Here is an 11713-nt window from a genome sequence, read left to right on the forward strand (position 1 = left end):
TGGTGAATGCGGGGACAGCGGCTGGCGTCAGGCGTCGCGGGTGGCTGCCTGGACGGCGGGCCGCGTGGACCGGGCAACCCAGTCCAGGTAGGCCCGGCTGCCGGCGGGCACGCCCAGCACCATGAACTCGGGAATCTCGTAGGGGTGCAGGTCGCACAGCCGTGCGTACAACGCGGGCAGGGTGTCCGCCGTGGTCTTGAACAGAAGTTGGACTTCGTCCGTGCCCTCGAGTTCCCCCTGCCACATGTACATGGAGATGATGGCCGGACCCACCTGGGCACAGGCCACCAGGGATTCCTCGACCAGCACATGCGCGATGCGCTTGGCCAGGAGATCGTCGGGCGCCGTGCTGAGCACCACCACGGTGTCGGTCGGGGCGCCGGCCTGGCGCACGACCAGGGCAGGATCTTCGCCAGGTGTCTGATCTGTCATGGTTTTCAGGCGCAGTATGGGTACGGGCTCCATTGTACCCGGGCCCGCTCGGGGCAGCCATGACCCAACGCAAACGGGCCCCGCAGGGCCCGTTCGGTCGTGCCGCCCGGAGGGCGGCAGCGCAGCCGTCGATTTACTCGCTGGCGGCCGGCGCTTCGGCTTCGGGGCGGTCGACCAGTTCCATGTAGGCCATGGGGGCGTTGTCGCCCTGGCGGAAGCCCATCTTCAGCACGCGGGTGTAACCGCCATTGCGAGCGGCAAAGCGCGGTCCGATTTCGTTGAACAGCTTGGTGACGGCATCGCGGTCGCGCAGGCGGGCGAAGGCCAGGCGGCGGTTGGCCAGCGTGGGGTTCTTGCCCAGGGTGATCAGGGGCTCGACCACGCGGCGCAGTTCCTTGGCCTTGGGCAGGGTGGTCTTGATGGCTTCGTGGGTCAGCAGGGACACCGCCATGTTGCGAAACATGGCCAGACGGTGGCTGCTGGTACGGTTCAGTTTGCGAAGGCCGCTACGATGGCGCATTTCAATTTCCTTTCGAATCTATGAAACCCGGATCTTCTATCGGACGAGCCGCGGCCCGGGTGGGGTTTGATCCCGGCCGCCGAAACGGCCGAGGGTTGGATATTAGCACGCGCACGGCGTTGACGCCGCCCGCGCGCCGATACTGCAATCAGGGGCGCTCGAGGCCGACGGGCGGCCAGTTTTCCAGCTTCATGCCCAGCGTCAGGCCGCGTGCGGCCAGCACTTCCTTGATCTCGTTGAGCGACTTGCGGCCCAGGTTCGGGGTCTTGAGCAGCTCGTTTTCGGTACGCTGGATCAGGTCGCCGATGTAGTAGATGTTTTCGGCCTTCAGGCAGTTGGCCGAACGCACCGTCAGCTCCAGGTCGTCGACCGGGCGCAGCAGCACCGGATCGATCGGAGCCGTCTGCCCGCCCACCGGCAGGCTGGTGGTCAGCTGGCCGGCGTCCTTGTCGGCCAGCGACACGAACACGGAAATCTGGTCCATCAGGATGCGGGCCGACTGGCGCACGGCTTCCTCGGGGCTGATGACGCCGTTGGTCTCGACATCCAGCACCAGCTTGTCCAGGTCGGTACGCTGCTCGACGCGGGCGTTTTCCACGGCGTAGCTGACGCGGCGCACGGGGCTGAAGGAAGCATCCAGCACGATCTGGCCGATGGTGGCCGAACGGTCGTCGGCCAGGGCGCGCACGTTGCCCGGCACGTAGCCGCGGCCCTGCTCGACCTTGACCTGCATTTCCAGGCGACCGTTGTCGGTCAGGGTGGCGATCAGGTGATCCGGGTTGATGATCTCGACGTCGTGCGGCAGTTCGATGTCGCGGGCGCGGACTTCGCCGGGACCCTGCTTGTTGAGCTGCAGCGTGACTTCTTCGCGGTTGTGGAGCTTGAACACCACACCCTTCAGGTTCAGGAGGATGTCGACGACGTCCTCGCGCACCCCGGCGATCGTGGAATATTCGTGCACGACCCCGCTGATCTGGACTTCCGTGGGGGCATAGCCCGTCATGGAGGACAGCAGGATGCGGCGCAGGGCATTGCCCAGCGTGTGGCCGTAGCCGCGCTCGAAGGGCTCCATCACGACCTTGGCGTGATGCGCGCCCAGGGTTTCGACGGAGATGGTGCGGGGTTTCAGAAAACCTTGTGCGGACATGGATGTTCCTTTTCAATACCCTCGGCTCGTTACACCGATAAGGCTGACGGAAAACAAGAAGGAAGGGACACGAGTCCCTTCCCGGAAAACCGCCGGGCGCAGCGGCCTGGAGGCCGGGCCCGGCAACCGCCGCCCCGGGGGACGGCGGGCGGCACATGCCGCCGATCGGAATGGATCAGCGGGAATACAGTTCCACGACCATGGATTCGTTGACGTCGTGGGCGACGTCCTGGCGATCCGGGGCCTGCTTGAAGACGCCCGACAGCTTGCTGGCGTCGACTTCGACCCACTGGGGCAGACCGTTGCTGGTCGCCAGTTCCAGGGCTTCCTTGATGCGGGACTGGTTCTTCGCCTTTTCGCGCACGGAGATCACGTCGCCGGCCTTGACCAGCATCGAGGCGATGTCGGCGGTGCGGCCGTTCAGTTCGATGGCGCGGTGGTTCACCAGCTGGCGCGCTTCGGCGCGGGTGGAACCGAAGCCCATGCGATAGACGACGTTGTCCAGGCGCGATTCGAGCAGCTGGATCAGCGTTTCGCCGGTGTTGCCACGACGGCGGTCGGCTTCGGCGAAGTACTTGCGGAACTGCTTTTCCAGCACGCCGTACATGCGCTTGAGCTTCTGCTTTTCACGCAGCTGCAGGCCGAAATCCGAGGTACGCGAACCCGAGATGCGGCCATGCTGGCCGGGCTTGGATTCCAGCTTGCACTTGGAATCCAGCGAACGGCGGGCGCTCTTCAGGAACAGGTCGGTGCCTTCGCGACGCGAAAGCTTGCATTTGGGTCCAGTGTAACGAGCCAAGATGTTCCCCTTAGATACGACGACGCTTGGGCGGGCGGCAGCCGTTGTGCGGCACCGGCGTGATGTCCGAAATGCTGGAGATCTTGATCCCCAGGGCATTCAGGGCGCGCACGGAGGACTCGCGGCCGGGGCCGGGGCCCTTGATGCGGACTTCCAGCGTCTTGATGCCGTATTCCTGGGCCACGCGGCCGGCGGATTCGGCAGCCACCTGGGCGGCGAACGGCGTCGACTTGCGCGAGCCCTTGAAGCCGGCGCCGCCGGACGTAGCCCACGACAGGGCGTTGCCCTGACGGTCGGTGATGGTGATGATGGTGTTGTTGAAGGACGCGTGGACGTGAGCAATCCCGTCGGCCACGTTCTTCTTGACTTTCTTGCGGACGCGCGAGGCGCCGCTCTGAGCTTTCGCCATGTTCTTTCCTCAGGTTATTTCTTCAGGGACGCTGCGGCGCGACGCGGGCCCTTGCGGGTACGCGCGTTGGTGCGGGTGCGCTGGCCGCGCACCGGCAGGCCGCGCTTGTGGCGCATGCCACGGTACGTGCCCAGGTCGATCAGACGCTTGATCGACAGCTGCACTTCGCGGCGCAGGTCGCCTTCGATCGTGTAGCCGTTGATCTGTTCACGGATCTTTTCCAGTTCCTCGTCGGTCAGATCCTTGATCTTCTTCGAGTACTCGATGCCGGTCGCTTCGCAGATCTTGCGGGCGCGGGTGCGGCCGATGCCGAAGATGGCCGTCAGACCGATCTCGGCGTGTTGGTGCGGCGGAATATTGATGCCAGCAATACGGGCCATGACTGTTCCTCGTGAAATCCGTTATGCCCGGCCTTAGCCTTGGCGTTGCTTATGACGCGGGTCGGTGCAGATGACGCGCACCACGCCGTGACGTTTGATGATTTTGCAGTTGCGGCAGATCCGCTTTACCGATGCCATTACCTTCATGGTGATCTCCTGGTTCTTGACCGGCCGCTACCTACTTGGAGCGGAAAACAATCCTGGCGCGCGACAGATCATAGGGCGTGAGCTCCACTGTGACCTTGTCGCCCGGAAGGATCCGGATGTAGTGCATACGCATCTTGCCCGAAATGTGGCCCAGCACCATGTGGCCATTTTCCAGCTTGACACGGAACGTTGCGTTGGGAAGGTTTTCGATGACCTCCCCTTGCATCTGGATGACGTCGTCCTTGGACATGTTGTTCAGCGCATGGGTAGGCCCGTGGCGCCCTTGAAGTTCGCCTTCCGGAGCAACGAGTCGTACTGTTGGGACATCATGTAAGCCTGCGCCTGCGCCATGAAATCCATCGCGACGACGACGATGATCAGCAGGGACGTGCCACCGAAATAGAAGGGCACGTTCCAGCGCATCTGCATCAGTTCGGGCAGCAGGCAGACGAGCGTGACATAGATCGCTCCGGTCAGCGTCAGCCGCATGAGGATCTTGTCGATGTAGCGCGCGGTCTGCTCGCCGGGACGGATCCCGGGCACGAAGGCGCCGCTCTTCTTCAGGTTGTCCGCCGTCTCACGGCTGTTGAACACCAGTGCCGTGTAGAAGAAGCAGAAGAAGATGATCAGGCCCGAATACAGCGTCACGTACAGCGGCTGCTGCGGCGACAGTGCCGCGGCCAGGTCGCCCAGCCAGCGCATGTTCGGGTTGCTGGAGAACCAGCTGGTGACCGTCGCGGGCAGCAGGATGATCGACGAGGCGAAGATCGGCGGGATGACGCCGGACATGTTCAGCTTCAGCGGCAGGTGCGAGGACTGGCCGCCATAGAGCTTGTTGCCCACCTGGCGCTTGGCGTAGTTCACCGTGATGCGACGCTGGCCGCGCTCGACGAAGACCACGAAGTAGGTCACCCCCACCACCAGGGCCAGGATGAACAGGGCCGACAGGATGGACATCGAGTCCGTGCGCACCAGGTCGAGCATGCCGCCCAGCGCGCCGGGCAGGCCGGCGACGATCCCGGCGAAGATCAGCAGCGAGATGCCGTTGCCCAGGCCGCGTTCGGTGATCTGCTCGCCCAGCCACATGATGAACATGCTGCCGGTGACCAGCGTCACGATCGTGGTGAAGCGGAACAGCAGGCCCGGATCGATGACCAGGCCCGGCTGGGATTCCAGCGCCACCGAGATGCCGATCGCCTGGAAGGTGGCCAGGAACACCGTGCCGTAGCGGGTGTACTGGGTGATCTTCCGCTGGCCGGACTGGCCTTCTTTCTTGATCGCTTCCAGCGCAGGCACCACCACCGCCAGCAGCTGCATGATGATGGCTGCCGAGATGTACGGCATGATCCCCAGCGCCAGCACGGAGAAGCGTTCCAGGGCGCCGCCGGAGAACATGTTGAACAGCCCCAGGATGCCGCCCTGGTTCTGCTGGAACAGGTCGGCCAGCGCGTCCGGATTGATCCCGGGCACGGGGATGTGAGTCCCCAGGCGGTAGACGATCAGGGCGAGCACGAGGAACAGGATACGGCGCTTGAGATCGCCGTATCCCGCGCTGGGCTTATGTGCCTGAGCTTTGGCCACAGCCGCTCCTTACGCCAGCGATCCGCCGGCCGCTTCGATCGCGGCGCGAGCGCCGGCCGTAGCATTGATTCCACGCAGGGTGACCTTGCGGGACAGTTCGCCGGTCTTGATGACCTTGACGGTGCGGACCAGGTCGCCCACCAGGCCGGCGGCCTTCAGGACCTGCAGGTCGATTTCCTCGACCGGCAGCGCCTGGAGGTCCGACAGACGGATTTCGGCGAACAGGTGGCGGCCCAGCGGCGTGAAGCCGCGCTTGGGCAGGCGGCGCTGCAGCGGCATCTGGCCGCCTTCGAAACCGACCTTGTGGAAGCCGCCCGCGCGGGACTTCTGACCCTTGTGGCCGCGGCCGGCAGTCTTGCCCAGGCCCGAGCCGATGCCCCGGCCCACGCGGCGGCGGGGGCGCTTGGCGCCTTCGGCGGGGGCGAGCGTGTTCAGTTGAGTGACGGACATCTGAATTCCTTTAGGCTTCCGAGACGGTGACCAGATAATCCACCTTGCGGATCATCCCACGGACCTCGGGCGTATCGACCAGGACGCGGCTGCTGTTCACCTTGCCCAGACCCAGGCCGCGCACGGTGGCGCGGTGGGACTTGTGCGTGCCGATGACAGAGCGCACGAGCGTGACTTTGATTTGCTTCTGTGCCATGTCTTACCCCAGGATCTCTTCGACCGTCTTGCCGCGCTTGGCCGCGATTTCCGCGGGCGTGGAGCAGGCACGCAGGCCGTTGAGGGTCGCACGGACCATGTTGTACGGGTTGCTCGAGCCGAGGCTCTTGGCCACGACGTTGCGCACGCCCATCACTTCGAAGATGGCGCGCATCGGGCCACCGGCGATCACGCCGGTACCTTCGGCGGCGGGCGAGATCAGCACCGTCGAGGCGCCGTGCTTGCCGACCACGGTGTGATGCAGCGTGCCGTTCTTCAGGGCCACCTTGAGCAGGCCGCGGCGGGCCTGTTCCATGGCCTTCTGGACGGCGACCGGCACTTCGCGGGCCTTGCCCTTGCCCATGCCGATGCGGCCGTCGCCGTCGCCGACCACGGTCAGCGCGGCGAAGCTCATGGTGCGGCCGCCCTTGACGACCTTGCTGACGCGGTTGACCGCAATCATCTTTTCACGCATGCCGTCGTCGCGTTCCTGCTCCGGAGCGTGCTTGCCTTGTGCTTTAGCCATGTGATTCCCTTAGAACTTCAAGCCGGCTTCACGCGCGGCTTCGGCCAGCGCCTTGACGCGGCCATGGTAACGGAAGCCCGAACGGTCGAAGGCGACGAGTTCGATGCCGGCAGCCTTGGCCTTCTCGGCCACGCGCTTGCCGATCAGGCTGGCGGCGGCAGCGTTGCCGCCGTTGGCCTTCTGGCTGGCGAGTTCCTTGCGGACTTCGGGCTCGAGCGTCGAGGCGCTGACGAGCACGCGGTCGCCTTCCGGCGAAATGATGTTGGCGTAGATGTGCAGATTCGTGCGATGCACCGCCAGGCGATGCACGCGCAGTTCGTGAATCTTGCGGCGGGTAGCCGCGGCACGACGCAAACGGGAAATTTTCTTGTCCATGATTCGTCCTTGCCTGCGTGCTTACTTCTTCTTGGTTTCTTTCAGGATCACGCGTTCATCCGCATAACGCACGCCCTTGCCCTTGTAGGGTTCGGGTTCGCGATAGGCGCGGATTTCAGCGGCGACCTGGCCGACGGCCTGCTTGTCGGCGCCCTTGACCACGACTTCGGTCTGGGAAGGGCATTCGATCTTGATCCCGTTGGGGATATCGTGCAGGACATCATGCGAGAAGCCCAGCTGCAGCTTCAGGGTGTTGCCCTGGACCTGGGCGCGGAAACCCACGCCGACCAGGTTCAGACGGCGCTCGAAGCCGGCGCTGACACCGGTGACCATGTTGTTCACCAGCGCGCGCACGGTGCCCGACATGGCATTGGCCTGGCGGGAATCGTTGGCGGCGGCGAAGGTCAGCTGGCCGTCTTCCTGGGAAATCCGGACATTGCCGTCCAGGGACTGGGTCAGGGTGCCCAGCGGGCCCTTGACAACGATCTGCCCGGCGCTGATGGTGGCTTCGACGCCTTTCGGCAGCGCGACGGGGTATTTGGCGATGCGTGACATGGTTGAAATCTCCTTATGCCACGTAGCAGAGCACTTCGCCACCGACGCCGTTGGCGCGGGCCTTGCGGTCCGTCATGACGCCACGGGGGGTCGAGACGATCGCCACGCCCAGGCCGTTCATGACCTGGGGAATGGCATTGCTGCTCTTGTAGATACGCAGGCCGGGACGCGAGACGCGGTCGATGCGCTCGATCACCGGACGGCCGGCATAATATTTCAGGATGATTTCCAGTTGCGGCTTGGCTTGTTCGCCACCGATACGGAAATCCTCGATGTAGCCTTCGTCCTTCAGCACGGCGGCAATGGCCGCCTTCAGCTTGGAGGAGGGCATGGAAACCGACGTCTTGTTGACCATCTGCGCATTGCGCACGCGGGTCAGCATATCGGCGATGGGATCGCTCATGCTCATGTGTGTTTCTCCTACCAGCTGGCCTTGGTCATGCCGGGCACTTCGCCGCGCATGGCCATTTCACGCAGTTTGTGGCGGGTCAGCCCAAACTTGCTGAACACGCCGCGGGGGCGGCCCGTCACCACGCAGCGATTGCGCTGGCGGGTGGGGTTGGCATTGCGCGGCAGCTGTTGCAGCGCCAGGCGAGCCTGATAGCGTTCTTCGTCGGATTTCGACTGGTCGGCGATGATCGCCTTCAGCGCGGCGCGCTTGGCGGCGAATTTCTCGGCCAGCTTGGCGCGCTTGATGTCGCGATTGATGAGGGAAAGTTTTGCCACGTCAGCCCCTTAGTTGCGGAAGGGGAAGCTGAATGCGCTCAGCAGCGCCTTGGCTTCCTCGTCGGTCTTTGCGGTGGTGGTGATGCTGATGTTCATCCCGCGCACGGCGTCGATCTTGTCGTACTCGATTTCCGGGAAGATGATCTGTTCTTTCACACCGATGTTGTAGTTGCCGCGGCCATCGAAGGCACGGCCCGACACGCCGCGGAAGTCGCGCACGCGGGGCAGAGCGATCGAGATCAGGCGATCCAGGAATTCGTACATGCGCTGGCCGCGCAGGGTGACCATGCAGCCGATCGGGTAGTCTTCGCGGATCTTGAAACCGGCAATGGCCTTGCGGGTCTTGGTGATCACGGGCTTCTGGCCGGCGATCTTGGTCATGTCGCCAACGGCGTTCTCGATGACCTTCTTGTCGGCGACGGCTTCGGACACACCCATGTTCAGGGTGATCTTGGTGATGCGGGGCACCTCCATGACCGACTTGTAGCCGAATTTCGCCTGCAGGTCGGCAGCGACCTTGGAGCGGTAAAAATCTTGTAAACGAGCCATTTTGTGCGCGCCCCTTATGCCTTCGCGCCAACGACGGCGCCGTTGGAGCGGAAAATGCGAACCTTGACGCCGTCCACGACCTTGACGCCGACGCGGTCGCCCTTGCCGGTTTCGGGGTTGTAGAGCGCCACGTTCGAGATGTGGATGGGCAGGGTCTTGTCGACGATGCCGCCCTGGGTACCCGCCATGGGGTTGCCGCGGACGTGCTTCTTCACGACGTTGATGCCTTCGACCAGCACATGGTCGGCTCCGACGCGGGCCAGCACGGTGCCACGGCGGCTGCGGTCGCGGCCGGCCAGCACGATGACTTCGTCGCCTTTGCGAATGTTTTGCATGATCGGCTCCTTACAGCACTTCGGGCGCCAGGGACACGATCTTCATGAACTTTTCGGTGCGCAGTTCGCGCGTGACCGGTCCGAAGATACGCGTGCCGATGGGCTCGAGCTTGGCGTTGAGCAACACGGCCGCATTGCCGCCGAAGCGGATCAGCGAGCCGTCCTTGCGGCGGACGCCCTTGGCGGTACGCACCACCACGGCGTTGTAGATTTCGCCCTTTTTGACGCGCCCGCGGGGGGCCGCTTCCTTGACGGACACCTTGATGACGTCGCCAATGGCGGCATAACGGCGCTTGGAGCCGCCCAACACCTTGATGCACATCACAGAACGCGCACCCGTGTTGTCGGCCACGTCCAGCGTGGTCTGCATTTGGATCATGATTTTTCCTGTTCCAACTTAACAACGAAGCCCAGGGCATGAACCCCCGGCAACGCAGCCAGTTTTGGTCCCGTCAGGCATACTTGGCTAGCCGCTTGGGTCCGCCAATTGGTTGGCCAAGTACACCCTGGGTTGAAATTCGATAACTGCCATTGCCCCGGACCAGGATGCAATGCATGCCATGCGCATAAATGGGCTGATGGCAAACCGCACCCTATAGGGCAAGACAGCCATTATATACAGGGCAGACTGCAAAAGCAATACCCTGCACATCCGGGCGCTGGCGCCTACGCGGCGCGCGGCAGCGCCCCGTATTCGATCACCATGCGGCGGGTGCCCGGATCCTCGGCATCGTCTATATAGACGCGCATGCCCATGCCGATCGCAGTCTCGGTGACGGCCACCATCAGCTGGACACCGCCCGGGCTGGCCAGCAGCTCGCGCACGAAAGCCCCGCCCAGCTTCACGTAGGCGAAGTCGACCTCGTGGATCTGGCGCAGGGCATCGGGCTGCTGGTCCAGGCCGCGCAATCCGACGTGCATGCCGGCCTCGATGATGCCCTGGGCAAAGGTCCGGAAGGCATCCAGGTGGCGGTTCAGGCCGTAGGCGTCCAGTTCCACCACCAGGCGGTGCAGCAGTTCGGGATCGGCGTTGGTGCAGATCTGGCGGATCTCATCCAGGTATTGCGCATCCAGGATCGAGGCGACCGACATGCGAATGATCAGGATGCCGTCGTGTTCGCCCAGCCAGTTCAGCGCCAGGCACAGCGCGCGCATGTCGCAGGCCGGCGACAGCCCCAGGCGGGCCGCGGCCGGCATGAACAGGAAACCGGACATGCGCGGCTGGTCGGGGTCGTCTTCTCGCAGCGCCAGCGCGGCCTCGTAGCGTTCGGCGATGTCGTCGCCCTCGTACTGGACGCGGCGCACGTCCAGCGACAGGCGGTCGTGGTCCAGCGCCTGGCAGATCAGCGTGCGCCAGGACGCCTCGCCCATCAGCAGTTCGCCGTCTTCATGGTCGGCGTAGGACAGGAATTCGACTTCCTCGTGACCGGCGCTCTCGGCGCACATCAGGGCCTGGTCCAGGCGCGTCAGGATTTCCTTTGGGGTGCACTGCACGGTGTAGTCCGTCAGGGCATAGGCCCAGCGCGACAGGTTGTGGCTGTCGAGCTTGACCCGCAGGGTTTCCAGCAGTTCGCGCAGTTTCTGCACGGGCCGCATGACTTCGGGGCCGCCCCCCACGGGAAACAGCACCACGAAATCGCTGCCGGTCAGCCGCGCGGGCAGTGCGCGCGCCTGGGGCGTTTCGTTCAGCAGCTCGATGATGCGCCGGCCCAGAAGCCGCAGCCAGTCGTCCAGTTCCTGGCGTTCGGTCTCGTTCTGCAGGCGCCCCATGTCGCGGCTGCGCACCAGCAGGACGTAGCCGCTGACCGCCCCCTGGCGGGAATCGTCGCGCAGCATGCGCTTGAGCTCGTTCAGGAAATAGCTGCGGTTGGCCAGGCCGGTGACCGGATCGCGGTTCAGCTCGATTTCCAGCCGCTCGATGCGCGCCATCTGCTCGTCCATGGTGGGCGCGACGCGCTCTCGGACATCGTCCATGAGCTCGGCGTCCTCGACCGGCTCGGTGCGCTTGATCTTGATTTCGGGCGCTTCGGCCGCGGCGGCGGTCAGCTCGCGCCGCACCCGGGACACCAGCGCAACGACGAACAGGGCCCAGAAGGCAGCCAGCCCCAGGGCCAGCCAGGTCCATTGCTGCACGTGCGTCCAGAGCGCGTCGCGCGCCGGCACCGGGTCCAGGGTGAGCCTGAGCGCACCGATGCCGGCGATCTGCCGGGACGCCTGGTGGGGCTGGATGTCGGCCAGGGCCGTGAACCAGTCCGGCGCATCCCCGGCAAAATTCCCCGGGCGGCTGGACTGGAATACGGCGGCTGACGGGTCGTCGGGCGTGAAGGTCAGGCTGGCGAAACGGCCCTGCTGGAAGGCTGCGTCCAGCACCTTCGTGCGCGCGGCGGCATCGGGCTGCGCGCGCACCAGCAGGGCCAGCGTGGCGGCGGCATTTTCGCTGTCGGTCTGCAGCTGCGCATCGAGCCGACGTTCCATCAGGCTGGTGCCCATCGCCAGCATGCCCACCAGGATGCAGGCGATGACCAGAGATGAAATCACCAGCAGCTGTCGCACGGAGGCCATTGCGCACCCTCTAGGAAAACGAATG

General features: G+C 64.5%; 20 protein-coding genes. All 20 read right to left on the bottom strand.

The genetic code is table 11. From position 1 onward, the window contains the following. Positions 1-27: 27 nt before the first annotated feature. Positions 28-432 (bottom strand): divalent-cation tolerance protein CutA, encoded by a 405-nt coding sequence (cutA, locus tag ABD022_RS13980; protein WP_325125310.1) that lies wholly within the window; start codon positions 430-432, stop codon positions 28-30. 133 nt (positions 433-565) lie between these two features. Beyond that, positions 566-952, bottom strand: coding sequence for a 50S ribosomal protein L17 (gene rplQ / locus ABD022_RS13985; RefSeq protein WP_325125308.1), 387 nt, complete (start codon positions 950-952; stop codon positions 566-568). 148 nt (positions 953-1100) lie between these two features. After that, complete coding sequence (locus tag ABD022_RS13990) at positions 1101-2099, bottom strand: DNA-directed RNA polymerase subunit alpha (RefSeq protein ID WP_325125306.1); 999 nt, start codon at positions 2097-2099, stop codon at positions 1101-1103. 175 nt (positions 2100-2274) lie between these two features. Beyond that, complete coding sequence (gene rpsD / locus ABD022_RS13995; RefSeq protein WP_325125304.1) at positions 2275-2898, bottom strand: 30S ribosomal protein S4; 624 nt, start codon at positions 2896-2898, stop codon at positions 2275-2277. A 10-nt stretch (positions 2899-2908) separates the two neighbouring features. Beyond that, positions 2909-3307, bottom strand: a complete 399-nt coding sequence (rpsK, locus tag ABD022_RS14000) for a 30S ribosomal protein S11 (RefSeq protein ID WP_325125302.1) — start codon at positions 3305-3307, stop codon at positions 2909-2911. 14 nt (positions 3308-3321) lie between these two features. Further along, positions 3322-3687, bottom strand: a complete 366-nt coding sequence (rpsM, locus tag ABD022_RS14005; RefSeq protein WP_043678921.1) for a 30S ribosomal protein S13 — start codon at positions 3685-3687, stop codon at positions 3322-3324. A gap of 33 nt (positions 3688-3720) precedes the next feature. Next, positions 3721-3834 carry a 50S ribosomal protein L36 gene (rpmJ, locus tag ABD022_RS14010; RefSeq protein WP_003805360.1) on the bottom strand — a complete coding sequence of 38 codons (114 nt, stop codon included), beginning with the start codon at positions 3832-3834 and terminating at the stop codon, positions 3721-3723. A gap of 31 nt (positions 3835-3865) precedes the next feature. After that, on the bottom strand, positions 3866-4084 hold the full coding sequence (gene infA / locus ABD022_RS14015) for a translation initiation factor IF-1 (RefSeq protein WP_043678924.1): 219 nt from the start codon (positions 4082-4084) through the stop codon (positions 3866-3868). Positions 4085-4089: 5 nt separating this feature from the next. Beyond that, positions 4090-5415: a preprotein translocase subunit SecY gene (gene secY / locus ABD022_RS14020; protein ID WP_325125225.1), complete on the bottom strand. Its 1326-nt coding sequence runs from the start codon at positions 5413-5415 to the stop codon at positions 4090-4092. A gap of 9 nt (positions 5416-5424) precedes the next feature. Next, on the bottom strand, positions 5425-5865 hold the full coding sequence (gene rplO / locus ABD022_RS14025; RefSeq protein WP_325125223.1) for a 50S ribosomal protein L15: 441 nt from the start codon (positions 5863-5865) through the stop codon (positions 5425-5427). A gap of 10 nt (positions 5866-5875) precedes the next feature. Continuing rightward, positions 5876-6061 (bottom strand): 50S ribosomal protein L30, encoded by a 186-nt coding sequence (rpmD, locus tag ABD022_RS14030; RefSeq protein WP_043678932.1) that lies wholly within the window; start codon positions 6059-6061, stop codon positions 5876-5878. 3 nt (positions 6062-6064) lie between these two features. Next, positions 6065-6586: a 30S ribosomal protein S5 gene (gene rpsE / locus ABD022_RS14035; protein ID WP_325125219.1), complete on the bottom strand. Its 522-nt coding sequence runs from the start codon at positions 6584-6586 to the stop codon at positions 6065-6067. 9 nt (positions 6587-6595) lie between these two features. Continuing rightward, positions 6596-6961 (bottom strand): 50S ribosomal protein L18, encoded by a 366-nt coding sequence (gene rplR, locus ABD022_RS14040; protein WP_343821977.1) that lies wholly within the window; start codon positions 6959-6961, stop codon positions 6596-6598. Positions 6962-6982: 21 nt separating this feature from the next. Beyond that, positions 6983-7516, bottom strand: a complete 534-nt coding sequence (gene rplF / locus ABD022_RS14045; protein ID WP_343821979.1) for a 50S ribosomal protein L6 — start codon at positions 7514-7516, stop codon at positions 6983-6985. A 13-nt stretch (positions 7517-7529) separates the two neighbouring features. Continuing rightward, complete coding sequence (rpsH, locus tag ABD022_RS14050; protein ID WP_343821982.1) at positions 7530-7925, bottom strand: 30S ribosomal protein S8; 396 nt, start codon at positions 7923-7925, stop codon at positions 7530-7532. Positions 7926-7936: 11 nt separating this feature from the next. Continuing rightward, entirely contained in the window at positions 7937-8242 is a 306-nt protein-coding gene (rpsN, locus tag ABD022_RS14055) for a 30S ribosomal protein S14 (RefSeq protein ID WP_269356061.1), read from the bottom strand. Between the two features lie 9 nt (positions 8243-8251). Next, entirely contained in the window at positions 8252-8791 is a 540-nt protein-coding gene (rplE, locus tag ABD022_RS14060; protein ID WP_325126065.1) for a 50S ribosomal protein L5, read from the bottom strand. 14 nt (positions 8792-8805) lie between these two features. Continuing rightward, entirely contained in the window at positions 8806-9126 is a 321-nt protein-coding gene (gene rplX / locus ABD022_RS14065) for a 50S ribosomal protein L24 (RefSeq protein ID WP_325126067.1), read from the bottom strand. Positions 9127-9136: 10 nt separating this feature from the next. Continuing rightward, positions 9137-9505, bottom strand: a complete 369-nt coding sequence (gene rplN / locus ABD022_RS14070) for a 50S ribosomal protein L14 (RefSeq protein ID WP_043678954.1) — start codon at positions 9503-9505, stop codon at positions 9137-9139. A 287-nt stretch (positions 9506-9792) separates the two neighbouring features. After that, complete coding sequence (locus ABD022_RS14075) at positions 9793-11688, bottom strand: EAL domain-containing protein (protein ID WP_343821988.1); 1896 nt, start codon at positions 11686-11688, stop codon at positions 9793-9795. Between the last annotated feature and the right edge of the window lie 25 nt (positions 11689-11713).

Origin of the sequence: Castellaniella daejeonensis (genome assembly GCF_039523555.1) — a bacterium.
Lineage (GTDB): Bacteria > Pseudomonadota > Gammaproteobacteria > Burkholderiales > Burkholderiaceae_B > Castellaniella > Castellaniella daejeonensis.

Excerpts from the sequence above, each read along its gene's own strand:
- cutA (WP_325125310.1), bottom strand. The coding sequence starts at position 432 with ATGACAGATCAGACACCTGGCGAAGATCCTGCCCTGGTCGTGCGCCAG.
- rplQ (WP_325125308.1), bottom strand. The coding sequence starts at position 952 with ATGCGCCATCGTAGCGGCCTTCGCAAACTGAACCGTACCAGCAGCCAC.
- ABD022_RS13990 (WP_325125306.1), bottom strand. The coding sequence starts at position 2,099 with ATGTCCGCACAAGGTTTTCTGAAACCCCGCACCATCTCCGTCGAAACC.
- rpsK (WP_325125302.1), bottom strand. The coding sequence starts at position 3,307 with ATGGCGAAAGCTCAGAGCGGCGCCTCGCGCGTCCGCAAGAAAGTCAAG.
- rpsM (WP_043678921.1), bottom strand. The coding sequence starts at position 3,687 with ATGGCCCGTATTGCTGGCATCAATATTCCGCCGCACCAACACGCCGAG.
- rpmJ (WP_003805360.1), bottom strand. The coding sequence starts at position 3,834 with ATGAAGGTAATGGCATCGGTAAAGCGGATCTGCCGCAACTGCAAAATC.
- infA (WP_043678924.1), bottom strand. The coding sequence starts at position 4,084 with ATGTCCAAGGACGACGTCATCCAGATGCAAGGGGAGGTCATCGAAAAC.
- rplO (WP_325125223.1), bottom strand. The coding sequence starts at position 5,865 with ATGTCCGTCACTCAACTGAACACGCTCGCCCCCGCCGAAGGCGCCAAG.
- rpmD (WP_043678932.1), bottom strand. The coding sequence starts at position 6,061 with ATGGCACAGAAGCAAATCAAAGTCACGCTCGTGCGCTCTGTCATCGGC.
- rpsE (WP_325125219.1), bottom strand. The coding sequence starts at position 6,586 with ATGGCTAAAGCACAAGGCAAGCACGCTCCGGAGCAGGAACGCGACGAC.
- rplR (WP_343821977.1), bottom strand. The coding sequence starts at position 6,961 with ATGGACAAGAAAATTTCCCGTTTGCGTCGTGCCGCGGCTACCCGCCGC.
- rplF (WP_343821979.1), bottom strand. The coding sequence starts at position 7,516 with ATGTCACGCATCGCCAAATACCCCGTCGCGCTGCCGAAAGGCGTCGAA.
- rpsH (WP_343821982.1), bottom strand. The coding sequence starts at position 7,925 with ATGAGCATGAGCGATCCCATCGCCGATATGCTGACCCGCGTGCGCAAT.
- rplE (WP_325126065.1), bottom strand. The coding sequence starts at position 8,791 with ATGGCTCGTTTACAAGATTTTTACCGCTCCAAGGTCGCTGCCGACCTG.
- rplX (WP_325126067.1), bottom strand. The coding sequence starts at position 9,126 with ATGCAAAACATTCGCAAAGGCGACGAAGTCATCGTGCTGGCCGGCCGC.
- rplN (WP_043678954.1), bottom strand. The coding sequence starts at position 9,505 with ATGATCCAAATGCAGACCACGCTGGACGTGGCCGACAACACGGGTGCG.
- ABD022_RS14075 (WP_343821988.1), bottom strand. The coding sequence starts at position 11,688 with ATGGCCTCCGTGCGACAGCTGCTGGTGATTTCATCTCTGGTCATCGCC.